The sequence below is a fragment of the Mesorhizobium sp. P2_D1 genome (assembly GCF_056404455.1).
Genome location: NZ_JBFUDZ010000003.1, coordinates 221,567 through 246,137 on the forward strand (window position 1 = coordinate 221,567; position 24,571 = coordinate 246,137).

The window sequence follows — 24,571 nt, forward strand, 5'->3', positions numbered from 1 at the left end:
AACCATTGCTAATGTCAGTTCGCCATTTCACCGATCTTTCCGCCGTTTCCGAAGGCGATCTGCGCTTCATGCTTGACGATGCGGTGGTGCGAAAGGCCCGTCTCAAGGCTGGCGAGCGCACAAGGCCGCTCGAAGGCAAGGTGCTGGCGATGATCTTCGACAAGCCCTCGACGCGCACCCGCGTGTCCTTCGACGTCGGCATGCGCCAGCTTGGCGGCGAAACCATCATGCTGACCGGCACCGAGATGCAGCTCGGCCGCTCCGAGACCATTGCCGACACCGCCAAGGTGCTGTCGCGCTACGTCGACGCGATCATGATCCGCACCACCTCGCATGAGCGGCTGCTCGAACTGACCGAGAATGCCACCGTTCCGGTCATCAATGGACTGACCGACGACACCCATCCCTGCCAGCTGATGGCCGATATCATGACCTTCGAGGAGCATCGCGGTCCGGTTGCCGGCAAGACCATCGCCTGGACCGGCGACGGCAACAATGTGCTGCATTCGCTGCTCGAGGCCTCGGCGCGGTTCCGCTTCAACCTCAACGTCGCCGTGCCCGAAGGCAGCGAGCCGGAGCAGAAGCACATCGACTGGTCGCAGGCGCATGGTGGCAAGCTGCACTTCACCCGCTCGCCCGAGGAAGCCGTCGACCAGGCCGACTGCGTCGTCACCGATTGCTGGGTGTCGATGGGCCAGGAGCATCGTGCCCGCGGCCACAACGTGTTCTCGCCCTACCAGGTCAATGCCAAGCTGATGGCGAAGGCCAAGCCGGAGGCGCTGTTCATGCACTGCCTGCCGGCGCACCGCGGCGAGGAAGTGACCGACGAGGTCATTGACGGGCCGCATTCGGTGGTCTTCGACGAGGCCGAGAACCGGCTCCATGCCCAGAAGGCCGTGCTCGCCTGGTGTCTCGGCGCTTGATCTCTGGGGGTGTGATGCCTATCTGCGCCGCATCACGCAAATCAAGCGCGTTTCGAAGCATGCGCCCTCCAGGGCGGCATGGCCGCGCCCTGGAGCATTGTCATGTTGGAAACCTATCAAGTGACTGAACATCACCCCAAACTCGGCGAATTCGGCTACGCCGGCGACGATCACGTCGTGCCCTTCGAGGTCGGCCCGCTCGACGTGCGCGGCCGCACCGTCCAGCTCGGGCCGATGCTCGACGCCATCCTCAGCCGTCACGACTATCCCGAGCCGGTCGCCCGCCTGCTGGCGGAAGCCTGCGTGCTGACTGTGCTGCTCGGCACCTCGCTGAAGTTCGAGGGCAAGTTCATCCTGCAGACCCGCACCGACGGGCCGGTCGACATGCTGGTGGCGGATTTTTCCACGCCCTCGGCACTGCGCGCCTATGCCCGCTTCGATGCAGACCGGCTGGAGGCGCTGGTCGCGGCCGGCGAAACGTCTCAGCAGACGCTGCTCGGCCGCGGCGTGCTGGCGCTGACCATCGACCAGGGTGCTCACACGCAGCGCTATCAGGGTATCGTCCAGCTCGATGGCGAAACGCTGGAAGACGCGGCCCGCACGTATTTCCGCCAGTCGGAGCAGATTCCGACCGATATCAGGCTTTCGGTGGCCAAGCTGCTGACGCCTGGCGTCGGCGGCGCTCGCGAGCAGTGGCGTGCCGGTGGCATCCTGGCGCAGTTCCTGCCGCAGTCGCCCGAGCGCATGCGTGTTCCGGACCTGCCGGGCGGCGATGGCGATCCGCGTGAGGAGATCCATGATCCGGCCGACAATTCCTGGCAGGAGCTGCTGGCACTGCTCGGCACCATCGAGCCGACCGAACTGATCGACCCGACGATCGGCGCCGAGCGGCTGCTGTACAGGCTGTTCCACGAGCATGGCGTGCGCGTCTTCGGCGGCGTACCGGTTGCCGACCAGTGCTCATGCTCGAGGGACAAGATCCGTGGCATCCTCGAGGGATTCTCGGCGCAGGAGATCAAGGACAGCACCGAAGACGGCGGCATCCACGTCGCCTGCGAATTCTGCTCGAAGCAATATGACTTCGATCCGGCGGAATTTGCGGCGGCCCAGTAGAGAACGCGCCYCACCGGCTGCTTGGCGGCCGGTGAGGCGAAGCTAATTCACCGTCCGCCGCGTCCCCGGCAGATCGAGCGAGAAGGCGGGGATGGCGATGTCGAACGTCTCGCCCCGCTTGTTGCGCATCGTGTAGTGCCCGACCATGATGCCGGACGGTGTCGAAAGCGGGCACCCGGACGTGTATTGATAGCTGTCGCCGGGATTGAGTTCGGGCTGGTCGCCGACGACGCCGGGACCGCGCACCTCCTCGACCCGTCCGGTGCCGTCGGTGATGTGCCAATAGCGCGACAACAGCTGCACGAACTCATCCGACTGGTTGTCGATCGTTATCTGATAGCCCCAGACATAGCGGTTCTCCGAGGGGTCTGAGCGGTCCTCCAGATAGAACGGCCTGACCTGCACTTCGATGTTGCGCGTCACGGCGCGGTACATAAGCGGCTCCAAAACAATCCAGGTCGAACTGTCCTCGCTCCGGGCGAGCAGGTCAACGTGCGCGTCTTGTCGCGCCCGGCCTGAAAGGCAGGTGCCGACAAAGAATGTCATTTAAGTGACACATGACAATGGTGGTGTGCACGAAGCGGGCGACTCGGCGCTCTGTCGAACTGTTGAAAACGGCCATCACGCGGGCCGTCTTTTCTGGAGTGGCCAGGTCTCGATGGAACTCACCCTCATAGCCGCCTCGCTTTCGGTCGCTCTCATCCTTTCAAACCTCGCCAGCATCCTGCTCGCCGCTTCGCGTCTGAAGCGCCACCGCACCATCGCGCCGCCGGCCGGCAAGCCGCTGCCGGTGTCGATTATCGTGCCATCGCGTGGCGTCGAGCCGTTCACGCAGGAGACGCTGGAGCGCGCCCTCTCGCTCGACTGGCCGCGCTATGAACTGGTCTTCTGCGTCGCCCATGCCGACGATCCGGTGGTCAGGCTGATCCGTGCCGCCATCGCCCGTTCTCCCAAGGTGCCGGCGCGGCTGCTGATCGGCGACGACCGCATCAGCGCCAACCCAAAACTCAACAATTGCGTCAAGGGTTGGGAGGCGGCGCGCCACGATTGGGTTGTCCTGGCCGATTCCAACGTGTTGATGCCGAGAGACTACGTCCAGCACCTGATGGCTGCATGGCGGCCCGACACCGGCCTTGTTTGCTCGACGCCGATAGGCTCGCGCCCGGCCGGCTTCTGGGCCGAGGTCGAATGCGCTTTCCTCAACACGCTGCAGGCACGCTGGCAATATGCCGGCGAGGCGCTTGGCCTCGGCTTTGCCCAGGGCAAGAGCATGCTCTGGAACAAGCCGATGCTCGACGCCATTGGCGGCATCCGTGCGCTCGCCGCCGAGATCGCCGAGGACGCTGCCGCGACCAAGCTGGTCAATGGCCTTGGCCTGCGCGTCAATCTCGTCGCCGCGCCCTTCGAGCAACCGCTCGGCCGGCGCACCTTTGACGAGATCTGGTCGCGTCAGGCCCGTTGGGCGCGCCTGCGCCGCGTCACCTTCCCATGGTTTTTCGCACCCGAAATCCTGACCGGGGCAGTGGTGCCGCTGGCACTCGCGCTGTTGGCGGCGGCAAGCGCGGGCGTCAGCCTCTGGGCAACCGCCATTGCCGTGCTGGCGGCCTTCTACCTTCCGGAATGCGCCCTGGCCTGGTCCAAGGGCTGGTACCTGTCGCCGCGCATGGTCGCGGCGATCATGATGCGCGACCTGATCCTGCCGGCGATGTGGGCGCGCGGCTGGCTGGGTGGCGCCGTCGACTGGCGCGGCAACGCGATGACCATCGGCACCAAGGCGGCCGAGCTGGAAGAGACGCCGTCCGGCGCCTGATGGCCAAAGGCCTTTTACTTGGCCGCCTTCAGCGCCTGTTCGATGTCTTCCAGAAGATCGTCGGTATCCTCCAGGCCGACCGACAGCCTGAGCGTGCCCGGCCCGATGCCGAGTTCGGCACGGGCCTCGTCGCTCAGATTCTTGTGCGTCGTCGTCGCCGGATGGGTGATCAGGCTCTTGGCATCGCCGAGATTGTTGGAGATAAGCACGATGTCGAGCGCGTTCTGCAAGGCGAAGGCCGCCTGCTTGCCGCCCTTGACGTCCAGGCAGATCAGCGTCGAGCCGCCCGACATCTGCTTCTTGACGATGGCCGCCTGCGGGTGGTCGGCACGGCCGGGATAGATGACGCGGGCGATTTCGGGCCGCTCGGCAAGGAAATCCGCGATCCTGCCGGCGCTTTCCGTTTGCTGGCGCACGCGCAGCGGCAGCGTCTCCAGCCCCTTCAGCAGCGTCCAGGCATTGAACGGCGACAGGCTGGGGCCGGTGTGGCGGAAATAGTCGTGCAGGTTCTCGTCGATCCACTTCTTGTCCGACAGGATGACGCCGCCGAGACAGCGGCCCTGGCCGTCAATATGCTTGGTCGCCGAGTAGACGACGATGTGCGCACCGAGCTGCAGCGGCTTCTGCTGCAGGGGCGTGGCAAAGACATTGTCGACGATCAGCCGCGCACCGATCGAATTGGCAAGCGCGGCAACCGCGGCGATGTCGACCACTTCCAGCGTCGGGTTGGTCGGGCTTTCCAGGAAGAACAGCTTGGTGTTCGGCTTGACCGCTTTTTCCCAGTTGGCGATGTCGGTGCCGTCGACCAGCGTCGCCTCGATGCCATATTTCGGCGCCAGCGTCTCGACCACCCAGCGGCAGGAGCCGAACAGCGCGCGCGCCGCCACGATATGATCGCCGGCCTTGGCGCTGCACAACAGCGCGGCCGTCACCGCGGCCATGCCGGACGCGGTGGCGCGCGCGTCCTCGGCGCATTCGAGCGCGCACATGCGCTTTTCGAACATGTCGACGGTCGGGTTGGCGTAGCGCGAGTAGATGAATCCCGGCTCCTCGCCCTTGAAGCGGGCTTCGGCGGCCTGCGCCGTTTCGTAGACATAGCCCTGGGTGAGGTACATCGCCTCGGAGGTTTCGCCGAAACCGGAACGCAGGGTTCCGCTATGCACGAGTGTCGTTTGAGGCTTCCAGTTACGCTTCTTGGTGCTCATCGCTTTTGTTCCAGACACAAAAAAACCGGCCGCGAAAGTCGCAACCGGTCCATACGGCCTTGCGGCCCGACGGTCCTTTAGCGACTTGTTTAACGTGGCTGCAAGCCGACCGGCCAAATCACCACGGGATAACGACCCTTTAGACCCGCGCCACGCTTGCGTCAATTGCCGGCTTGATTAAGAGGTTTGTACCAAGCAGGTTCTGCAGCAGTGTTCCACGGTTTTGCGGCAAGAACCTGCGAACAGAAAATCGCCTGGCCTAGGAGTGGAGCCTTGCGGCAAACAGGCATTCTTCCCGATCAGGACATTTCGGCGCTGTTCCAGTCTGGTGCGCTGAAGTCGGCGCGCGCGTTCGATGCCGATCAGATCCAGCCGGCGAGCCTGGATCTGCGGCTCGGCGACAAGGCCTGGCGGGTGCGGGCCTCGTTCCTGCCGGGCCCCAACCACAAGGTTTCGGAAAAGCTCGACCGGCTGCAGCTGCACGAGATCAATCTTGCCGAGGGCGCGGTGCTGGAGACCGGCTGCGTCTATATCGTGCCCTTGCTTGAAAGCCTGGCATTGCCGGTGGACATTTCGGCCTCGGCCAACCCGAAGAGTTCGACCGGGCGGCTCGACATCTTCACCCGCGTCATGACCGATCGCGGACACGAGTTCGACAAGATCGCCGCCGGCTATCACGGCCCGCTCTATCTCGAGGTCAGCCCGCGCACCTTTCCCATCGTCGTACGCACCGGTTCGCGTCTGTCCCAGATCCGTTTCCGCACCGGCAATGCATTGCTCTCGGAAGCCGAGCTGCATGACCTGCATCGCGCCGAGATGCTGGTCGCAACCGAGCCGCCGAACATTTCCGGCGGCGGCATCGCACTGTCGATCGATCTCAACGGCGATCAGAACGGCCTGGTCGGCTATCGCGGCAAGCATCACACCGGTCTCGTCGATGTCGACAAGCGCGCGGCACAAGAGGTCGTCGACTTCTGGGAGCCGATCCACAAGAGCGGCGCCGGCGAACTGGTGCTCGATCCCGACGAATTCTACATCCTCGTCAGCCAGGAAGCGGTGCATGTGCCGCCGCTCTACGCCGCCGAGATGACACCGTTCGATCCGCTGGTCGGCGAGTTCCGCGTCCACTATGCCGGCTTCTTCGATCCGGGTTTCGGCCATTCGGCGTCCGGCGGCACCGGCAGTCGCGCAGTGCTCGAAGTGCGCAGCCACGAAGTGCCGTTCATCCTCGACCATGGCCAGATCGTCGGCCGGCTGGTCTACGAGCATATGCTGAAGCGGCCGCAGGCGCTCTACGGCACCGATCTCGGCTCCAACTACCAGGCGCAAGGCCTGAAGCTGTCCAAGCATTTCCGCCCAGCGCGCTGAACCCAATTCCCGTCGGGCAATACACTTGCCTGCGCTGGCTCGTCATGCTTGGCTGGCTTTCTGGCCGCCAAGCTGGCGGCGTTCAAGGGGAACCAAGAAAATGCGGATTTCAAAATGGATCATATCGGCAGCAGGTGCTGCCGTGTTGCTGATGGCGGCCGGCTCTCTGTCGGCGCAGGCTGCTGAGAAACTGAAGATCGGCACCGAGGGTGCCTATCCGCCGTTCAACACCATCACCCCGGACGGCAAGGTCGTCGGCTTCGATATCGACATCGCCAATGCGCTGTGTGCGCAGATGAAGGTCGAGTGCGAGATCGTCACCCAGGACTGGGACGGCATCATCCCCGCCCTGCAGGCCAAGAAATTCGATGCCATCATCGCCTCGATGAGCATCACCGAGGAACGCAAGAAGCAGGTCTCCTTCACCAACAAATACTATACGACTCCGCTCGCGCTGGTGGCGCCGAAGGATACCGAACTCACCTCGACCGAACCGGCAGCGCTTGCCGGCAAGACGGTCGGCGCCCAGGCTTCGACGACGCAGGCCGACTATGCCCAGAATGTCTACGGCAAGGCTGGCGCGGAGGCGAAACTCTACCCGACCCAGGAAGAGGCCATCACCGACCTGACGAACGGCCGCCTCGATGCCGTCATCTCTGACAAATTCGTGCTGGTGGACTGGTTGAAAAAGGCAAGCGAAGGCTGCTGCAAGCTGGTCGGCGACGTCAAGGGCACGGAGACCCAGGCCGGTATTGCCGTTCGCCTGGAAGACACCGCGCTGCGCGACAAGCTTAACGCGGCGATAGACGCCATCGTCGCCGACGGCACCTACAAGAAGATCCAGGCCAAGTACTTCGACTTCGATATTTATTGAGCTTCGAACTGCCGATCTCCCCCGCTCGTGGGGGAGGTCGTGCTGTCAAAGCGCCTTCACCGCCACCTTCACCGGCTGCTCGATCTCGAGTGGGTTGCGCAGCGGCAGGCCAAAATCCTTGGCCTCGATTTCGAACACATCGCCAGCCTCGGTCTTGATGCCGTCGGCAAAGGACAGCGTCGCCGTTCCGAACATGTGCACATGCACGTCGCCTGGCTGGCGGAAAGCCGCATATTTGAAGTGGTGGTGTTCGAGATTGGCGATGGTGTGCGACATGTTCGCTTCGCCTGACAGGAACGGCTTTTCCCACAGCACCTCGTTGTCACGATAGATGCGCGAGCTGCCGCGGATGTCGGACGGCAGGTCGCCGATCAGGATTTCCGGCCCGAACGAGGCGTTGCGCAGCTTGGAGTGGGCCAGGAACAGATAGTTCACGCGCTCGGTGACGTGGTCGGAAAACTCGTTCGACAACGTGAAGCCGACACGGAACGGTGCGCCATCGTCGCCGATGACATAGATGCCGGCCACTTCCGGCTCTTCGCCGGCGTCCTTGGCGAAAGCCGGCGACAGCAGTGCGGCACCTGGCGCCACAGCCATCGTGCCGTTGCCCTTGTAGAACCATTCCGGCTGCACACCGATCTGGCCTTTCGCCGGCTTGCCGCCCTCCAGCCCCATGCGGAACATCTTCATGGAATCGGTCAGCTGTTCCTCGCCCTCGGCGCCGAGCTTCTTGTGCATGGAATCGCGCGTCGCGGCCGAGCCGAGATGCGTCAGTCCGGTGCCGGTCAGATGCAGGTGCGCCGGATCGGGGTGGTTGATCGGCGACAGCAGCCGCCCCTTCTTGTAGGCGGCATCGAGATCGATTGTCTCGCCAAGCCCCTTGCGCTCGATCAGCGCGACGAGCCCGACGCCGGTGCGGGCGGCCTCCATCGCCAGCGAATAGACGCTGCGCGCACCATTGATGATCCGGGTCTTGCCGCCGTTGCGGGCAACGACGCGGATGGTCTCGGCGTCATCGAGAATCTGGGAGATCAGCATGATGAATCCTCTCTCATTTGCCTTGGCAGGGGCTGCCGGGACGGCAAACCTTGCCCAGCGCGGCCAGGACCTCGTCCATGCCACGGGTGAAATTCTCCATTCGGATTGCGCTCGCGAGCCTGGTCCCTCAGGGACTTCTTTTCGTGCCGCCGGGCAGCGCCGCGATGTGACCCGTATGCCTTCCTGGTTCCCTCAGCCCTTGTTCTTGTTGTAGACGTCGAACACCACCGCGCCGAGCAGCACCAGGCCTTTCACCACCTGCTGCCAGTCGACATTGACGCCCATGATCGACATGCCGTTGTTCATCACGCCCATGATGAAGCCGCCGACCACCGCGCCGATGACCTGGCCGACACCACCCATCGCCGAGGCGCCGCCGATGAACACCGCGGCGATGACGTCGAGCTCGCTGCCAAGGCCTGCCGCCGGCACTGCCTGCCCAAGGCGGGCCGCGATGATCAGGCCGCCAAGCGCTGACAGCACGCCCATATTGACGAACACCATCAGGGTCAGTCGCTCGGTCTTGATGCCCGATAGCTGTGCCGCCTTGGCATTGCCGCCCATTGCGTAGATGCGCCGGCCGATCGTCATGCGTTTGGTGACGAACACGAACAGTGCGATCAGCACGCCCATCACCATGAGAACGATTGGCAGGCCCCTGTAGCTGGCGAACTGGTAGACTAGGAACAGCGCCAGCGCGCTGGTCACCAGGGTCTTGATGACAAACAGCGTGAAAGGCTCGGCTTCGTAGCCGTGCTGCTCGCGCGTGCGCCGTGCCTTGAGCCCGAAATACGCATAGGCGAGCACGGCGACGACGCCAATCAGGATCGTCGTCATGTGCAGTGTCAGGCCGCTGCCGATGATGGTCTTGCCGGCGGCGTTCACCGTCGGCGGGATCAGCGTCAAGGGGCCGATCACGTCCGGAATGAAGCCGGAACTGAGCGCCTTGAAGCCATCTGGAAGCGGTCCCACGGAAGACCCGCCACCCAGCAGCGCCTGGCAGATGCCGCGGAAGATGAGCATTCCGGCCAGCGTCACGATGAAGCTCGGTATTCGGTGATAGGCAATCCAGTAGCCTTGGGCCGCGCCGATGCCGCCGCCGATGATGAGGCAGATGATCGACACAACCAGCGGATTGCTGAGGGGGCCAAGCGGCCAGATGACCATCATCATTGCCGCCAGCGCGCCGATGAAACCGGCGACGGAGCCGACGCTGAGGTCGATATGGCCCGAAACGATCACCAGAAGCATACCCAGCGCCATCACGATGATGAAGCTGTTCTGCTGCACCAAATTGCTCAGGTTCACCGGCTTGAAGAGCGTGCCGGACGTGGTGAACTGGAAGAACACCATGATGGCGATCAGCGCCAGGATCAGGCCGTATTCGCGCAGATTCGTGATCAGCGCCGAGACGGCCACACGCGGCCCCTGCTGCACATCTTCGGCGACGCCGCTTTTCGGCGCGGGAGCGCTTTCGGTGGTCATGATGCTTTTCCTTCTCCCCGAACGATGGCGCGCATGATCTTTTCCTGACTGGCTTCGCTCGCCGCCATTTCGCCGACGATGCGGCCTTCGTTCATGACGTAGATGCGGTCGGTGATGCCGAGCAGTTCTGGCATCTCCGACGAGATGACGATGATCGCCTTACCCTCGGAGGCGAGGCGGGCGATGATGGTGTAGATTTCATACTTGGCGCCGACGTCGATGCCGCGCGTCGGCTCGTCGAGGATCAGCACTTCCGGATTGGCGAACAGCCATTTCGACAGCACCACCTTCTGTTGATTGCCGCCCGACAGATTGCCGGTCATTTGATAGACGCTTGACGAGCGGATGTTGGTCTTGGCCTTGTAGTCATTGGCGACGGCAAGTTCGCGCAGGTCGTCGATCACGGCGTGGCGCGACACGCCGGGCAGGTTGGCCAGCGTGATGTTGTGCTTGATGTGATCGATGAGATTGAGACCGTAGGTCTTGCGGTCCTCGGTGACGTAGGCAATGCCGTGTTCCACAGCCTTGCTCACCGACGAAACATCGATCGGCTTGCCCTTGAGCAGCACGTCGCCAGTGATGCGGCGGCCATAGGAGCGGCCAAACAGGCTCATGGCGAATTCGGTGCGTCCGGCGCCCATCAGCCCGGCAATGCCGACCACCTCACCCTTGCGGACATCGATATCGATGCCCTTGATCACCTGCCGCTCGGCATGGATTGGGTGATAGACCGACCAGTTCTTCACCTGGAGCACGACCTCGCCGATCTTGGGCTCGCGCGGCGGATAACGGTCGTCGAGCGAACGGCCGACCATCGAGGTGATGATGCGGTCCTCCGAAATGTCTTTCTTGGCAAGTGTTTCGATGGTCCGTCCGTCGCGGATGATGGTGACCTTGTCGGCGACCCGGTTCACCTCGTTGAGCTTGTGCGAGATCAGGATCGAGGTGATGCCTTGCCGCTTGAATTCGAGCAGCAGGTCCAGCAGTGCCTGGCTGTCCTTTTCGGACAGGCTCGCCGTCGGCTCGTCGAGGATCAGCAGCTGCACTTCCTTGCTGAGCGCCTTGGCGATCTCGACCAGCTGCTGCTTGCCGACGCCAATATTGGTGATCAGCGTCTTGGGGTCCTCCTTGAGGCCCACCTTCTTCAGCAAGGCGCTGGTACGTGTCTCGTTGGCATTCCAGTCGATGATGCCAAATCTGGCGTGTTCGTTGCCAAGGAAAATGTTTTCGGCGATCGACAGCATCGGCACCAGTGCAAGCTCCTGGTGAATGATGACGATGCCCTTGTGCTCGCTGTCGTGAATGCCCTTGAAATGGCATTCCTCGCCACGGTAGACGATCGCGCCATCATAGGTGCCGGACGCATAGACGCCCGAGAGCACCTTCATCAGCGTCGACTTGCCGGCGCCGTTCTCGCCGACCACGGCATGAATCTCGCCTTCCTCGACGCTGAGGTTGACGTTCGACAGCGCCTTCACGCCGGGGAACGTCTTGGTGATGTCGCGCATCTCCAAAATCGTCGAGGCCATTGGGACTACCGCTCCCTGAGAGGTCGGCAAACACTGCCGGCGAGGTCGGTAACAATACCGGGCCTGCTGGTGAACGAAAAGGGGCCCTGCGTTGCGCAGGACCCCTGGATTTGAAACCGAATTACTTCAGCTCGTCGGCCTTGATGTAGCCGGAGTCGACGACCAGCGCCTGGTAGTTCGACTTGTCGACTTCATGCGGCGTCAAGAGGATCGAGGGAACGACCTTGACGTCGTTGTTGTAGGTCTTGGTGTCGAGGGCATCCGGCTTGCCACCCGACAGCACCTTGTCGACGAGCTCAACGGTCGACTTGGCCAGTTCGCGGGTGTCCTTGAACACGGTCGAGTACTGCTCGCCCGAGATGATCAGCTTGACCGAGGCGGTCTCGGCGTCCTGACCGGTCACGATCGGCCAGGGCTGAGCGTCCGTGCCGTAGCCGACAGCGCGCAGCGATGCGGTGATACCACGCGACAGGCCGTCATAGGGCGACAGAACGCCATCGACGCGGCTGCCGTCCGAGTAGTTGGCCGAGAGCAGATTGTCCATGCGAGCCTGGGCGGTGGCCGCCAGCCAGCGCAGCGTGCCGACCTTGTCCATGCCGGTCTGGCCGGACTTGATCTTGATCGAGCCGTCGTCGATCAGTGGCTGCAGGACGGAAATCGCGCCATTGTAGAAGAAAAAGGCGTTGTTGTCGTCGGGCGAGCCGCCGAACAGTTCAACGTTCCACGGCTTGGTGTTCGGGAAACGCTCCTTGAGGCCCTTGACCAGGGAATTCGCCTGGATGACGCCGACGCCGAAATTGTCGAAGGTCGTGTAGTAGTCGACATTGGCGGTCTTTTTGATCAGGCGGTCATAGGCGACGACGACGACGCCGGCGTCAGCGGCCTTCTGCAGCGCGTCCGACAGGGTGGTGCCGTCGATCGAGGCGATGATCAGCGCCTTCGGGCCCTTGGTGATTTCATTTTCCAGCTGGCTGAGCTGGTTTGGAATGTCGTCCTGCGCATATTGCAGGTCGACGGTGTAGCCCAGAGCCTCAAGCTGGGACTTGACGGCGTCGCCGTCATTGATCCAGCGCTGCGAGGTCTTGGTGGGCATCAGCACGCCGACGAGGCCTTTGTCGGCTGCGTAGGCGGTGGCCGACATGGCCGCGATGCTGACCGCCAAGGCGGCGACTAACGTCTTGATGATTTTCACTTAACTCTCCCTGGTTGATGGACGCGGCACCCCGGGGGTCGCGGGCCGCGCAATCGTGCAGAAGCGCCAAGGCACTGCTGCCGTCATATCGATCTCCGGTATCCTCCCATGGCCCCGAGGCGCTGATTTCAATCGATACGATTTTTCTCGTCTGCGACCGTCGCGTCTCGGAACGCGCGAAGGTTGTGATCCTTTGCCATAACTGTCAAATGCGATCTTTGATGATTGCTATATCAATATTGGTATATGATATCGAGGCGAGACGGCTGGCGCGACCGCTGGCCGCCTGCGAGCAGAAGCAAGGAGAGGCTATGGCGGCGCTAAGGAATCCGAATGCGATTTCAAATGGTTACAGAGAGATGCCGGGCGACGGCGAAACCTTGCTGCGCAGTGGCCTCAGCTTGCGCCACATGCGTATGATCGTCGCGCTCGACGACCATGGCCGGGTGAGCGCGGCAGCCCAAGTTATGAACATTTCTCAGCCGGCGGCTTCGCGCATGATCAGCGAAATGGAGGCCGTGCTGGAGGTCAAGCTGTGCGAAAGGCTGCCGCGCGGCATCACCTTGACGCCTTTCGGCAAGGCATTGTCCAGGCGCGCGCGCTCGATCCTCCTGGAAATGCGCGAGGTCGACCGCGAGATTTCCGAACTCAAGGCGGGCAAAGGCGGCTCGGTGTTTCTCGGCGCTGTGACGGCACCGGCAATCGAGCTGGCGGTGCCGGCGATTCGCGAAATCCGCCGCATCTATCCGCGCATCGAGATCACCATGCAGGTCGAGACCTCCAACGTGCTGGCACGCGAATTGATCGCCACGCGCCATGATTTCATCATCGCGCGCATCCCTGACGATCTCAATCCGCGGCTGTTCGAGTCGCGCGTGATCGGCGTCGAGAAGGCCTGCCTGATCGTGCGCCGGGGCCATCCGCTCACCAAGGGCGAGGCGGTGCGGCTGGAGGACACCGCCGCCTACGACTGGGTTTTCCAGTCGGGCGGGTCGCCTTTGCGCCAGGCGATGGAAAGCAATTTCCTCAACCGCAACATCGCTTTGCCGGACCGTATCCTCAACACCAGCTCGCTGCTCTTGACCCTGGTCATGGTCGCACATTCCGATGCGATTGCACCGGTATCGGTCCAGGTGGCGAAATTCATCCAGAATCCCGACGGGCTGGCCGGCGCCATCGACGTCGTCCAGACCGAATTCGACATCGAGGTCAGGCCCTACAGCCTGATCACGGTGAAGAACCGTGTGCTGTCGCCGGCCGCCAAGATGCTGCACGACTTCATCCTGCGAGAGGTGGGATGACGGCTCGGCCAGGCGTCGAGTTCGGGGCTGGCGAACAGCAAGGCGGGAACATTATTTCCTGCTGATGCGTTCATATCCCTGCAAGGGACGATTTCTTCAGGAGACCGAACATGCGCAGCTTCGAAATGATCGACCTGCTTTGCGTGGTCGAGGCCTGCAAGCACGAACGATCGGTCGGGAATTTCGTGTCGATGGCTGAAGGCGTGGAAGAATTGCGGGTACTGACCGGCGATTTCGTCTCATCGGATGACGTAGTGGCAAACGCGCTTGCAACGGTCGCGCTTGCACGAGGCTGCTCGGTTGTGTTCGACGAACAGGCGGGTGCTGAAATTGTTTCCGGCGCCATGGGCTGGAGCGGGTAGAGGGAATCGAACCCTCGCATTCAGCTTGGGAAGCTGACAAGCTACCATTACATCATACCCGCGCGATCCCTCGTTACCATGCGGGTTGGCCTTCGGGCAATCGCAAAGCGGCTTTTACACCACAGGCTGCGGCGACGCGTATCGACCTGCGATTGCTATCTTGCCCTGGCGAGCTTGTTGCCGGCGGCAAAGCTTGGCCAGTACTTCGAGATGGCTAATGTCGCGCCGGCGGAAGAGAAGTGGCCATAGTCGAAATAGAGAAACTGCTTGCTGTCCGCATCGGCGTACGAACAGCCGGCCGGATCGCACAGATATGCCAGCGGATCTATGAATGTCGCCCCTTTGGCGAACGGCAGCACCCGCTTGTTGATGCCCGGATCCATGGCCGTCGGCCAGGACGTATTCCCGATATGCTCCCGTCTTGCGAAGAAGGCGATCTTCTGGACGTCGGCGATGAATTCCGGCGACTGGCCGATGACATAGACCTTGACGCCCATGTCGCGAAGCCGATCGATCGTTTTTTGCAGGCCATCGAAGCCCCTGACCTGGTAGTCGGTCCATCGGCCGCTCAGGATTACCGCCCGGATGTTGGCGTCGCGGATAATCGACAGAGCCCGTTCGTTGAAAAGCGTACAGCTTGGCCGGGCATAGGAAAAATAGGTAAGGTCGGGCGGGCAGCCAGCATAGGTGTACTGGATAACATTGGCCTGGATTTTCTGGGCGTTGGCGTCTAGTCCCGAAACATAGTGGGCGGCGAAGGAATCGCCCCACAAAAGCACATTGGTGGCAAAGCCCTGCGTGCGGGTGCAGTCGGCGAGGTTCCAGGTGTCGATGCCGGCCCCTTCGTTGAAGCAGACGCCGTTGCGCCAGTCGCCGACCCGGATCGGCTCGGTCGAGAAGTCTGGGAACCGTTGCGGAAAACCACCACCCAGCACGCCGGCCAAGCCGCCGACACAGAGCAGGACGATCGCCGCCGCCGAAAAGGCGAATATCGGCAGTGGGGCGGTGAACGCTCGTTTCCGGCGAAAAGGCTGCTCGACATACTTCCAGGAAAATGTCGCCAGGGCGAAACTCGCCACCATCATCGCGATGACCGTCGGCACGCCGATGGCCTTCAACGAAAGATAGTGGACGAAGGAATTGATCGGCCAGTGAACGAGGTAGAGCGAATAGGAAATGAGGCCAACCCAGACCAGCGGCGCGAACCGAAGGACGCGGGTCGCAACAGGTGCCGGCCTGTCGGCGCCGGGATGATCATGACCCGCATAGATGAGCAGGGCGGTTCCGATGCAGGGGAACAAGGCATTGTAGCCCGGAAACGGGTCGCTCTGCGAAATCGTTAGAAAACCGAAGGCGATCAAGGCAAAGCCGGCGAGGCCGATCAGTTCCATCGCCGGCCGGCTGGCAAGTGCCGGTGGCTTTTTCAGCATCAGCATGGCGCCAAGCGCCAGTTCCCAGAGGCGCGTCGGCAACAGATAGAAGCCGGCGGTCGGCGCCAGCGACGTTGCCATGACCGCCACGGCAAAGCTGCCGATGGCGATCGGCAGCAGTACCGTCAGCCAGCGCTTCGAGACATATCGGTAGATCAAATAGAGCAGGATCGGCGCGAAGATATAATACTGCTCTTCGACAGAAAGCGACCAGGTGTGAAGCAGTGGCCGCAGTTCGGCGTCGATGGAGAAATAGTTCGTCGTCTTCCAGAAATAGATGTTCGACCAGAAGGTCGAGGCGGCGATCACGCTCAAGCTGAATTCGTGCAGGTCCGACGGCAGCAGGATGAACCAGGCGGCAATGCTGGCGAGCAGGATGACGAAGATCAGCGCCGGCAGGATGCGCCGTGCACGGCGCCAATAGAAGCGACCGATCGAAAACTCGCCGCGCTCGAGATCGTCGAGCAGGCTGCCGCTGATCAGATAGCCCGATATGACGAAGAAGATGTCGACGCCGGTGAAGCCGCCAGGAATGGCGGAGACGCCGAAGTGGAAGAGCAGGACGGGCAGCACCGCCACGGCCCGAAGGCCATCGATGTCGCGCCTGTAATTCATCCGGGCAGGCTCGCGCGCCGCGGCCGGAGGCTTTGGTTCCGCGAGTACAAGACGCCGCTCATACGGCGATGTCCCGCTCGTGCAAAAAATTCCGGCTCGTCGGTCTCACATGCCTATCCTCTGCGGTGCAACTTTGCTGCACCGCAACATGAGTGTCAAGGCATATGCCAGTTCGAATGCCGGCGAAGCTGGTGCGCGCCGGCGCCGCGGTTCAAGCGCCGGGCAGGTAGATCACCGCATGATCGTCCGAATAGGCCCGCTTCCAGCCCAGTTGGTCGAAGAAGGGAATGCGATTGTCGTCGGCTGCAACCAGCGCCCAGCCTATCGCGTATTTCTTCAACTGGGCTTCGAGGAGCGGCTTGCCGTTGCTGTGTCCCGTCTCGTCATCGGCTTTTGTGAAACCGCCCAGGAACAGCTGGTCCGTCCGACCGTCGATATAGGTCTTGATCCCGTGGAAGATCAGCGTGCCGCCGAAATTGTAGGAATTCAGCACGTTGCCGGACAGATGATGGCTTTCGGCGAATGCCAGCGCCCCACTGGCCGACGTCTTCGGGCTCGGCGCGACCTGGTAGACGCTGCCGAACATGGCGACCGCGCCGATGACCAAAACAGCTGCCGCGCCGCAGATCGCGTAAAACCGCCTGGCGAAGAATTGTTCCAGTCCGTCGCGCTTTTCAGCCAGCCATGCGGTAGCCGAAAGCGAGGGATATTGCTGTGCGACCTCCATCGCGATCACCACCGGAACCAGGAGGAAGAACAGATACATGAAACGCAGATGGGCGAGAAAGGCATGCAAGGTGAAGACGATGAACAACGCCTTGGCCCAGCCAATTCGCAACCGTGACACCAGCAGCCCGAACAGCCCCACCAGCATCGCAACTTCCTGGACAACGAGATCCTGCGCATTGAACGGTCGCCATTCCGCGATCAGCGACACCGCCTCGTTGCCATAGGCCACGGCGAAGGTCGCCAGGATGGCCTGGACGCCATAGGGGTGGATCAGGCTGACCAGCGGACAAAGCAGACCAAATGCGATCCATTTCGCCACGAGGGCCGGTTTTGTGAGACCTGTACGCGTCAGCAGATCGAGACCGGCGAAAGCTGCTATGACGAAGCTCAAGGTAAAGGTGGCGTGCAGGTTCGCCCACAACACAACCAGCAGAAGCAGCCACCAGGGTGGCGCCCGTTCTTCCCATGCCGCACGAAAGAGCATCGCCGTCCAGACGACGATGATCGGGAAAGTGAAGATATGTGGACGCCCCGTAAAGATCGGGGTGATCAGGGCCATTGCAATGAAGGCCAGCGCAATCGACAGGATCGGCTTCAGCCATCTGCTGAGAAACCACCCCATCAGGAAAACCGTCAGGGAAATCATGGCGATGATCAGCGTGACCACGCCGTTCCAGCCTCCCGCCCGGTAGGCAAGAGCCAAAAGGACCTGCCCCAGCCATTCCTTGGCGATCCATGGCTGGCCGGCAAACGTGTAGGAATAAGGGTCGACTGTCGGAAATGTCCGGCTTGCCAGGAGATCCAGTCCTACCTTTACTTGCCACCAACTGTCGGGATCCTGCAGGATGGAAGGGGCAAAGGCGGCCAGCACCGCCGCCATGATACAGGCGGTGAACAGGCAGAATATCAGTTGGATACGCTGATCGTACGTTGCCGCGCCCGCACTGGCCTGAGCGTTGTTCATGGCGCCGCCTCTAATCGCTTCCGATGACAGTTGGTTCAAGGATTTCGACTGGTCGGCATCCGCCGAGACCCACCGGCCATCGGAAGGTTCCGGTCGGCTTCATCGTCTTCGCGACCTCCGCGCCCGACAAACACGAAGTGAGCCGAACCGAGGTAGAAAACAACCGAATAGACGCAGATTCCCGCGAGGTGAACCAGGGGGCTTTCTGTGATGCCTGCTGACCGGGCGGCGATCACGACTGCCAGATTGATGCTGTAGGCGACCAGGAAGACGCCCCCATATCGCAAAAGGGTTCCTGACCGGAAGCCATCGGCGCTGGTGAAGGTCCATTGGCGGTTGAGGAAGAAGCCGAGGACAAGGCCGGCGCCAAAGCCCGTGGCATTGGCGACGATGTCGCCAAAACCCAACGCAAGTCCGGCCAGAATGACGGCGTAGCCCAGCGCCGTGTTCAACAGACCGACGACGCCAAATCGCAGCATCCTCGGATAGTCAAACGGCAGGTTTGACCGCATGCGCAAAATATTGGGCTCCGACAGGAATCTTGGTGAGGAAACGCTCGAACGGCCTCAGCCGCGCAAGCAGCCGAGGAAAGAAGATCCGGTAGATGATCCGGGTGTTGGCAAGACCCGCCTCGGCCATGCGCCTGCGCATCTCGTGCGAATTGATCAAAACCGCGTTCTCGTCGAAAGCGCAATTTCTCACCGCGTGCGTGGTCAGCGGGTTCCACGGATTGTGCTCGAAAACAAAGAAGCTGCCGCCACCGGCCAGCACCCTGCCAATCTCCGCGAGCAGTCCGACCTGGAGGTCCTCGGGAATGTGGTGGAAGACGCAGGCCGCGAAAGCCAGGTCGAAGCTGCCGTCGGCAAAGGGAATTGTCTCGCCGTCGAAATGCGTGAAGGCGGCCTGGCCGGGGAAGCGCTTGCTGGCGATGTCGAGCGATTCCCGCGAAGGATCGAGCAAGGTGATCTCGCTGTCCGGAAAAGCGTTGCGCATATGGCCGAGCGAGTTGCCGACACCGGCGCCGAAGTCGAGTATCCGTCGCGGTTTTACGCCGGCCCGCCGCAGCGTCGCGGCGATGTCGTCGATCTTGTACTTGGCGAAGAAGTCCGGGGTTTCGCCGCTCAGCCTTATGCTGGCGGCATGCTGTTCCTGGTACTCTCGTGCAAACTGGTCGAACTCCGCCTCAAGCACGTGCGGCCCTCTTTGCCATCTCCTGCAGGCGGCGGACGGGCAGATCCTTGTCCTCGACTGCCTGGCTGCGCGAAACGATCTCGTTGACGAAGTAAAGCGGCCGCCGCTTTGTCTCCATGTACATGCGCCCGAGATACTCGCCGAAGATACCAAGCACCATCAGCTGGACGCTGCCAAGAATCAGCACGATCGCGGCAAGGCTGGTCCAGCCGGGCAACACGTTTCCGACCGACCATTCGACCAGGGTGTAGCCGAGCACGACCAGGCCCAGAAGCCCGAACAACATTCCAAGTAGCGAGGCGAACCGCAAGGGTGCGATGGAGAAGCTGGTCATCGCGTCGACCGCCAGAAGAACCATCTTCTTCAGGGGATAGTGGGTGGTGCCGGCAAAGCGCCGATGCCGTTCATAGGGGAAGGCCACCTGCTTCAGCCCGATCCAGCTCACCATGCCGCGAATGAACCTGTAGCGTTCGGGCATCGCGTTCAGATGGTCGAGCGCGCGGCGGCTCATCAGCCGGAAATCCCCTGAATTCGAAGCGATCTCGACATCGACCATGCGGCGCAGCAAGCGATAGAACATCGAGGCGGAGGCGAGCTTGAACCAGCTTTCCCCGTCGCGGCTCTGCCGTTGGCCGTAAACGACATCGAAGCCTTCATTCATCTTCGCCATCATCGCGCCGAGCAGTTCAGGCGGATCCTGCAGGTCGGCATCGAGAATGAGAATGCGCTGGCCGCGACAGAATTCGAGCCCCGCGCTCAACGCGATCTGGTGGCCGTAGTTGCGGGCAAGGTCGATGGCGACGACATGGTCGTCCTTTTCCGCCAATTGGAAAATGGCCTCGCGTGTACCGTCGGTCGCGCCGTCGATTACAAGCACGATCTCATAGGAGGCTCCCTGTTCCAGGCATGCGGCCGTCACCCGTCGATGAAGTTCGGCCACCCCGTCCAGTTCATTGTAGCATGGGACGACCACCGACAGCATGACGGCGCGTCGCGCGGTGTTTTTCTCCATTTCCACCAAAAGCCTTGCTCCCGCTATTCGATTGGGAATAGCGGCAATTGGTTAGAAAACAGATAAGCCAGCGGGTCGGTCGCGGCCATTGGCCGGTCGCCTTTTTCCGCCGCCGGCGGCCACGGTCACGACCGAACCGGCAGTTCCATGCGGATGCGCGCGCCGCGCCAGGACCCGGCCAATATCCGGATTGTGCCGTCATGCAGAAGCGCGATCTGGCAGGCAAGGTTCGACCTTGGTCGAGAGGCCACCGGCTAAACCCTGCTCGATACCGACGCCGAAGAGATAGCCGAGTTTCCATCCGTCGCTGCTGCTGACCTTGTCGCCCTTGTCGAATTTGGTCAGCGCAACGCTCCCGGTTCCGAACAGCAGCGTCTGGTCGATGCTCACGCCGGCTTTGGCCTTGGCGGCACCGCGCCACTTTTCCTTGACCTTGCCGCCCTCGACGTCGTGCTCGGCGCCGCCCAGGTAGGAGCCTTCGATCTCGGCCCCCAGGACTCCCGAGCCTAGCTGCTGATTGTAGCCGGCCTGGATACCGCCGCTGAGGCCGTTTCTGCCGGCAAACGGGTTCGGCATCCCAGTGAATGCCGTGTCGCCATGTACGCCGACATAGGCGCCGCTCCACTGAAAGGCGGGAGGATCGTTGTAGGTAGGCGCGAGATCGGCAGCCATTGCCGAGCCGTTCGGGCACATGGCAAGCGCACTTGCCGTCAGCAGCATCATTGCTTGGGGGGACATTGCATTACTCCAACACGCACGCGCATCCGAAGATACGCAGGTTGATCTCTTGGGAGCCTGACCATTGGGGCGGTCGCGCTCCCGCTCACTTGTCTCGCCGGGAACGGTCGCGCTGGTCACGGAAACTGACACAAGGCAGTCGTGGTGGGTGACCGGATCTTTTCGCGCAACCTCTGCCTGAAAGACGTGGGTTATCTCGCAGTCGAAAATTGCACGCACATTGCGAGAAATCGAAAAATGAAGATTTTTCGCTTTATTTTCAACAAATTAGATAGGTGCTGTTTACCGATTCTTAGCAAATCGGCATGGGCTCGATCAGTATCATTCGCACGACAGGGCCGCGCTCTGTCTCGCCCAAGGCCTAGGCTATCCAGGCAAACCTGTCGGCTTGAAGCCAGGAAGCCAAGTGCGTATGTCTGGGCCGACGCCCTCGAGTCTGGGCACCTCAATCGGGAGACGGGCCTTGTCCGCATTGACGCGCTTTCTCGGCGACTCGCCGCTCAGGGTGATCCTGAAGCTGCTGGTGGTGTCGTTCCTCGTCGGCCTGGTCATGAATGCCTTCGGCTGGTCGCCGATGGACGTGTTCTATGGCATCCGGAAGTTCTTCACCGATCTCTGGAATCTCGGCTTCCACGCCATCGATCGCTTTCTCGGCTACATCTTGCTGGGTGCGGCGATCGTCGTCCCGGCCTTCATCCTGATCAGGATCGCCAGCTACCGGAAGTAGAGCATGATCCCGAAAAGTGGGAACCGGTTTTCGGGCAAGATCATGCGTAAAAGGATTATCTGATATAGCTTGACGCCACCTCGAACAGGATGGCGTGGCGAGCGGCGAGCGTTGCCACATCGGTTGAATAACCGCCACCGATGACGCCGCAGACGGGAATGCCCAGCGTGCGAAAATGGCGGATCACCATGTCGTCGCGAGCGCGCAAGCCGTCATCCGATAGCGACAGCCGTCCAAGCCTGTCCTCGGCATGGACGTCGACGCCGGCATTGTAGAAGACGATGTCCCAATGCGCTTGGGCCGACAGTTCCGGCAGAATGGCGGCGAGCCTTTCGATATAGGCAGCGTCACCTGTGCCGTCGGGCAGCGCGACATCGAGGTCGGAGGCGATCTTGCGCGCGGGGTAGTTGCGGTCGCCATGCATGGAAAAGCTGAACACGCGCGGATCGCCCGCGAGAATGTCGGCCGTCCCGTCGCCCTGATGTACGTCGAGGTCGACGACCAGGATGTTTTGTGCGGCGCCCTCGGCAAGCAGGACCAGCGCGGCGACAGCGACATCGTTGAAGGTGCAGAAGCCGGCGCCTTGCGCGCGCCGCGCATGATGGCTGCCGCCGGCGGTGTTGCAGGCGATGCCGTGGCGCAAGGCGAGCCGCGCCGCCAGCACCGTGCCGCCGGTTGCAAGCTGTGCGCGCAAGGAGACGCGTGGGCCAACCGGAAAACCGATTTCGCGCTCGATTTTTTCAGGCACCGAGCAGCTGATGACCTGGTCGACATACTCCGCCCCATGGGCAAGTTTCAGCCATGATGCCGGCGCCGGTTCGGCGATGTTGAGCGCGTCGGGCCCGGCCAGACCGCGTGCGCGCAAGGCGTCCATCAGCAGCGGATATTTGCTCATCGGAAAGCGATGGTTGACGGCGAAGCCGGCGTCGTAGTCGGGATGGTGGACGATCTGCAGGGGCATGAACTGGGTCCGGCGGGCTCGCGCCAGACCGGGGATTCGGTTGGCCGTCACGGGTTGGGTGATTGCGCGATGCCGGCAAAATGGGGCACACCGGCTGTTCGATCAAGCCGCAATCAGCAAGGCAGCAATCCTTTGGACAAGGGTGCAACCTCAGCCGACGCCAGATACTTTGTCGTCACCAATCGTTCCGTGCTTGCCATCGCGGTGCCGATGACGCTTGCCTATCTGACGACACCGATGCTTGGCCTGGTCGACACGGCTGTCGTCGGCCAGTTCGGCGACGCCGCCTTGCTCGGCGGCCTGGCGGCGGGCGCGCTTGTTTTCGACGTCGTCTTCACCACCTTCAATTTCCTGCGTTCGGGCACCACCGGCCTCGTCGCACAGGCCTTCGGGCGCGGCGACGAATTGGAGGAACAGGCGGTGTTCTGGCGCGCCGTGCTGATCGCGGTTGTAGCCGGCATCGTGCTCGCCGCACTTGCGCCGCTGGTTGCCATCGCCGGGCAAAAGTTCATGGGCGCCGAACCGCGCGTCAGCGAGGCAATGGCCGTCTATATCCACATCAGGATGCTCGCAGCCCCCTTCTCGCTGATCAACTACGCCATCCTCGGCTATGTCCTGGGGCGCGGCGAGGGCGGGCTTGGGCTGATGCTGCAATTGGTGCTGAACGGCATCAACATCGCGCTCTGCTTCCTGCTTGGATTGAAGCTTGGCTGGGGCGTGGCAGGCGTCGCCTGGGCTACCGTCGCCGGTGAGTTCCTCGCCATGCTGCTCGGCCTGGCGATCGTGGTCCGCCGGTTCCGGGCGGCGCCGTCCTTGCCACGCCACCGCCTGCTCGACATGGCCGCCTTCCTGCGCATGCTGTCGCTCAACCGCGACATCATGATCCGTTCGTTCTCGCTGCTGGCCGCCTTCGCACTGTTCACCCGCCAGGGTGCGCAGTTCGGCACGGTGACGCTGGCCGCCAACGCCGTCCTGATGAATTTCTTTCTCGTTGCCGGCTATTTCCTCGATGGCTTTGCCACCGCCGCCGAACAACTGGCCGGCCGTGCCGTCGGCGCGCGTGCGGCAACACCGTTCCGGCAGGCCGTGCGGCTCACCTTGTTTTGGGGATTCGGGCTGGCGGGTGCGGCGACCCTGGTGCTGTTACTGGCCGGCGCCAATCTGGTTGCTCTCGTGACGACGTCGGTGGAGGTCCGTTCAGCGGCCGATATCTTCCTGCCATGGGCAGCGTTCACCGCGTTGAGCGGCGTGCTGGCATTCCAGATGGATGGCGTCTTCATCGGCGCGACCTGGTCGCGTGACATGCGCAACATGATGCTGCTGTCGTTCCTGGTTTTTGTAGTCGCATTGCTCACCTTGGCGCCTGCCTTCGGCAACCATGGTCTGTGGGCGGCGCTGCACGTCTTCCTGCTCGCACGGGGCTTCAGCCTGCTGACGATTTTGCGGCTGCGACTGCGGACGGCGTTCAGCTGAGCGGTTTCGACGCCCATTGATCGAGATGGCTGTCGCGCAAATCGCGAATGGATCTGAGGCGCCCCGTTTCGGCAAAGCGTGCCATCCCGGCGACGATCCGGCCCGGCAGTGCGGGGCCGGCATAGATCATGCTGGTATAGAGCTGGACGAGATCGGCGCCGGCTCGGATCTTTTCCAGCGCCGTGTCGGTCGAATCGACGCCGCCGACGCCGATGATGGCAAGCTCTGGCCCGAGCAGTTTGCGCATTCTGGCCAACACGATGGTCGAGCGTTCGAACAGCGGTCTGCCGGAGAGCCCGCCGGTCTCGCGCGCGGCGTCGCCGCTGCGCAGCCCTGGCCGGGAGATGGTGGTGTTGGAGACGATGACACCGTCGATCCGCTTCTCGGTGACCTCGGCGGCGATGTCTTCCAGCTCGGCCTCGACCAGGTCCGGCGCGATCTTGAGGAAGGCCGGCGGCTGCGCCGTTGCGGCGGCGCGCGCCGCCATGACGCGTGACAAAAGCTCGCCGAGCTGCTCGCGCGCCTGCATGT

23 protein-coding genes, 1 tRNA gene and 1 riboswitch are annotated in these 24,571 nt (G+C 62.3%); of the genes, 9 read left to right on the top strand and 15 right to left on the bottom strand.

Annotated features, from left to right (window positions below):
* Positions 1 to 11: 11 nt before the first annotated feature.
* Positions 12 to 923: an ornithine carbamoyltransferase gene (gene argF, locus AC1D0I_RS05200; protein ID WP_457152060.1), complete on the top strand. Its 912-nt coding sequence runs from the start codon at positions 12 to 14 to the stop codon at positions 921 to 923.
* Positions 924 to 1,001: 78 nt separating this feature from the next.
* Positions 1,002 to 2,036, top strand: coding sequence for an Hsp33 family molecular chaperone (locus AC1D0I_RS05205; RefSeq protein WP_477393482.1), 1,035 nt, complete (start codon positions 1,002 to 1,004; stop codon positions 2,034 to 2,036).
* A gap of 42 nt (positions 2,037 to 2,078) precedes the next feature.
* Here the strand turns inward: AC1D0I_RS05205 and apaG are convergent, their stop codons facing one another.
* Positions 2,079 to 2,471, bottom strand: coding sequence for a Co2+/Mg2+ efflux protein ApaG (gene apaG, locus AC1D0I_RS05210; protein ID WP_095084266.1), 393 nt, complete (start codon positions 2,469 to 2,471; stop codon positions 2,079 to 2,081).
* A gap of 223 nt (positions 2,472 to 2,694) precedes the next feature.
* Between apaG and AC1D0I_RS05215 the strand changes: the two genes are divergently transcribed.
* A complete protein-coding gene (locus AC1D0I_RS05215) occupies positions 2,695 to 3,846 on the top strand; it encodes a ceramide glucosyltransferase (protein WP_477393484.1) in 1,152 nt (383 codons plus the stop codon).
* A gap of 14 nt (positions 3,847 to 3,860) precedes the next feature.
* Here AC1D0I_RS05215 and AC1D0I_RS05220 read toward each other — a convergent pair whose 3' ends face one another.
* On the bottom strand, positions 3,861 to 5,051 hold the full coding sequence (locus tag AC1D0I_RS05220) for an O-succinylhomoserine sulfhydrylase (protein ID WP_477393486.1): 1,191 nt from the start codon (positions 5,049 to 5,051) through the stop codon (positions 3,861 to 3,863).
* A gap of 57 nt (positions 5,052 to 5,108) precedes the next feature.
* A riboswitch (SAM riboswitch) is annotated at positions 5,109 to 5,186 on the bottom strand.
* Positions 5,187 to 5,324: 138 nt separating this feature from the next.
* Here AC1D0I_RS05220 and AC1D0I_RS05225 point away from each other — a divergent pair.
* Together AC1D0I_RS05225 and AC1D0I_RS05230 are read left to right on the top strand one after the other, a co-directional pair.
* Positions 5,325 to 6,419 (top strand): 2'-deoxycytidine 5'-triphosphate deaminase, encoded by a 1,095-nt coding sequence (locus AC1D0I_RS05225; protein WP_477393488.1) that lies wholly within the window; start codon positions 5,325 to 5,327, stop codon positions 6,417 to 6,419.
* Between the two features lie 100 nt (positions 6,420 to 6,519).
* Positions 6,520 to 7,293: an ABC transporter substrate-binding protein gene (locus AC1D0I_RS05230; RefSeq protein ID WP_477393490.1), complete on the top strand. Its 774-nt coding sequence runs from the start codon at positions 6,520 to 6,522 to the stop codon at positions 7,291 to 7,293.
* Between the two features lie 45 nt (positions 7,294 to 7,338).
* Here the strand turns inward: AC1D0I_RS05230 and araD1 are convergent, their stop codons facing one another.
* The 4 genes from araD1 to chvE all read right to left on the bottom strand — a co-directional run bounded on the left by araD1 (position 7,339) and on the right by chvE (position 12,537).
* A complete protein-coding gene (gene araD1, locus AC1D0I_RS05235) occupies positions 7,339 to 8,331 on the bottom strand; it encodes an AraD1 family protein (protein WP_457152065.1) in 993 nt (330 codons plus the stop codon).
* A 192-nt stretch (positions 8,332 to 8,523) separates the two neighbouring features.
* The gene (gene mmsB, locus AC1D0I_RS05240; RefSeq protein WP_095082262.1) at positions 8,524 to 9,816 is read right to left on the bottom strand and encodes a multiple monosaccharide ABC transporter permease; all 1,293 of its coding nucleotides are present in this window, start codon (positions 9,814 to 9,816) and stop codon (positions 8,524 to 8,526) included.
* Complete coding sequence (gene mmsA / locus AC1D0I_RS05245) at positions 9,813 to 11,345, bottom strand: multiple monosaccharide ABC transporter ATP-binding protein (RefSeq protein WP_477225370.1); 1,533 nt, start codon at positions 11,343 to 11,345, stop codon at positions 9,813 to 9,815. Before mmsA ends, mmsB begins: the two co-directional genes overlap by 4 nt.
* Before the next feature lie 121 nt (positions 11,346 to 11,466).
* Positions 11,467 to 12,537 (bottom strand): multiple monosaccharide ABC transporter substrate-binding protein, encoded by a 1,071-nt coding sequence (gene chvE / locus AC1D0I_RS05250; protein ID WP_184877702.1) that lies wholly within the window; start codon positions 12,535 to 12,537, stop codon positions 11,467 to 11,469.
* 311 nt (positions 12,538 to 12,848) lie between these two features.
* On the opposite strand from chvE, the gene AC1D0I_RS05255 reads away from it, so the two are divergent.
* Both AC1D0I_RS05255 and AC1D0I_RS05260 read left to right on the top strand, forming a co-directional pair.
* Positions 12,849 to 13,838, top strand: a complete 990-nt coding sequence (locus AC1D0I_RS05255) for a LysR family transcriptional regulator (RefSeq protein ID WP_095084264.1) — start codon at positions 12,849 to 12,851, stop codon at positions 13,836 to 13,838.
* Positions 13,839 to 13,948: 110 nt separating this feature from the next.
* Positions 13,949 to 14,200 (top strand): hypothetical protein, encoded by a 252-nt coding sequence (locus AC1D0I_RS05260; protein WP_477393492.1) that lies wholly within the window; start codon positions 13,949 to 13,951, stop codon positions 14,198 to 14,200.
* Here AC1D0I_RS05260 and AC1D0I_RS05265 read toward each other — a convergent pair.
* From AC1D0I_RS05265 to AC1D0I_RS05295, 7 genes are all read right to left on the bottom strand, one after another.
* Positions 14,189 to 14,262 (bottom strand) — tRNA-Gly (locus AC1D0I_RS05265). The genes AC1D0I_RS05260 and AC1D0I_RS05265 overlap by 12 nt on opposite strands.
* Positions 14,263 to 14,355: 93 nt before the next feature.
* Positions 14,356 to 16,245: an acyltransferase family protein gene (locus AC1D0I_RS05270; protein ID WP_477393494.1), complete on the bottom strand. Its 1,890-nt coding sequence runs from the start codon at positions 16,243 to 16,245 to the stop codon at positions 14,356 to 14,358.
* A 211-nt stretch (positions 16,246 to 16,456) separates the two neighbouring features.
* Positions 16,457 to 17,938, bottom strand: coding sequence for a hypothetical protein (locus tag AC1D0I_RS05275; RefSeq protein WP_477393496.1), 1,482 nt, complete (start codon positions 17,936 to 17,938; stop codon positions 16,457 to 16,459).
* A gap of 35 nt (positions 17,939 to 17,973) precedes the next feature.
* Positions 17,974 to 18,450 (bottom strand): GtrA family protein, encoded by a 477-nt coding sequence (locus tag AC1D0I_RS05280; protein WP_477225374.1) that lies wholly within the window; start codon positions 18,448 to 18,450, stop codon positions 17,974 to 17,976.
* Complete coding sequence (locus AC1D0I_RS05285) at positions 18,428 to 19,129, bottom strand: class I SAM-dependent methyltransferase (protein WP_457153260.1); 702 nt, start codon at positions 19,127 to 19,129, stop codon at positions 18,428 to 18,430. Before AC1D0I_RS05285 ends, AC1D0I_RS05280 begins: the two co-directional genes overlap by 23 nt.
* Positions 19,122 to 20,141: a glycosyltransferase family 2 protein gene (locus AC1D0I_RS05290; protein ID WP_477393514.1), complete on the bottom strand. Its 1,020-nt coding sequence runs from the start codon at positions 20,139 to 20,141 to the stop codon at positions 19,122 to 19,124. Before AC1D0I_RS05290 ends, AC1D0I_RS05285 begins: the two co-directional genes overlap by 8 nt.
* Before the next feature lie 198 nt (positions 20,142 to 20,339).
* Complete coding sequence (locus AC1D0I_RS05295) at positions 20,340 to 20,879, bottom strand: outer membrane protein (RefSeq protein ID WP_477393498.1); 540 nt, start codon at positions 20,877 to 20,879, stop codon at positions 20,340 to 20,342.
* Between the two features lie 463 nt (positions 20,880 to 21,342).
* Here AC1D0I_RS05295 and AC1D0I_RS05300 point away from each other — a divergent pair, with 463 nt between their 5' ends.
* Positions 21,343 to 21,606, top strand: coding sequence for a DUF6460 domain-containing protein (locus tag AC1D0I_RS05300; protein ID WP_457153262.1), 264 nt, complete (start codon positions 21,343 to 21,345; stop codon positions 21,604 to 21,606).
* A gap of 55 nt (positions 21,607 to 21,661) precedes the next feature.
* On the opposite strand, the gene AC1D0I_RS05305 is transcribed toward AC1D0I_RS05300, so the two are convergent.
* Positions 21,662 to 22,567 (bottom strand): histone deacetylase family protein, encoded by a 906-nt coding sequence (locus AC1D0I_RS05305; RefSeq protein ID WP_477393500.1) that lies wholly within the window; start codon positions 22,565 to 22,567, stop codon positions 21,662 to 21,664.
* A gap of 132 nt (positions 22,568 to 22,699) precedes the next feature.
* Between AC1D0I_RS05305 and AC1D0I_RS05310 the strand changes: the two genes are divergently transcribed.
* Entirely contained in the window at positions 22,700 to 24,040 is a 1,341-nt protein-coding gene (locus AC1D0I_RS05310; protein WP_477393502.1) for an MATE family efflux transporter, read from the top strand.
* Here the strand turns inward: AC1D0I_RS05310 and AC1D0I_RS05315 are convergent.
* On the bottom strand, positions 24,033 to 24,571 hold a 539-nt coding region (locus AC1D0I_RS05315; RefSeq protein ID WP_477393504.1), incomplete at its 5' end, for a dihydroorotate dehydrogenase. The genes AC1D0I_RS05310 and AC1D0I_RS05315 overlap by 8 nt on opposite strands.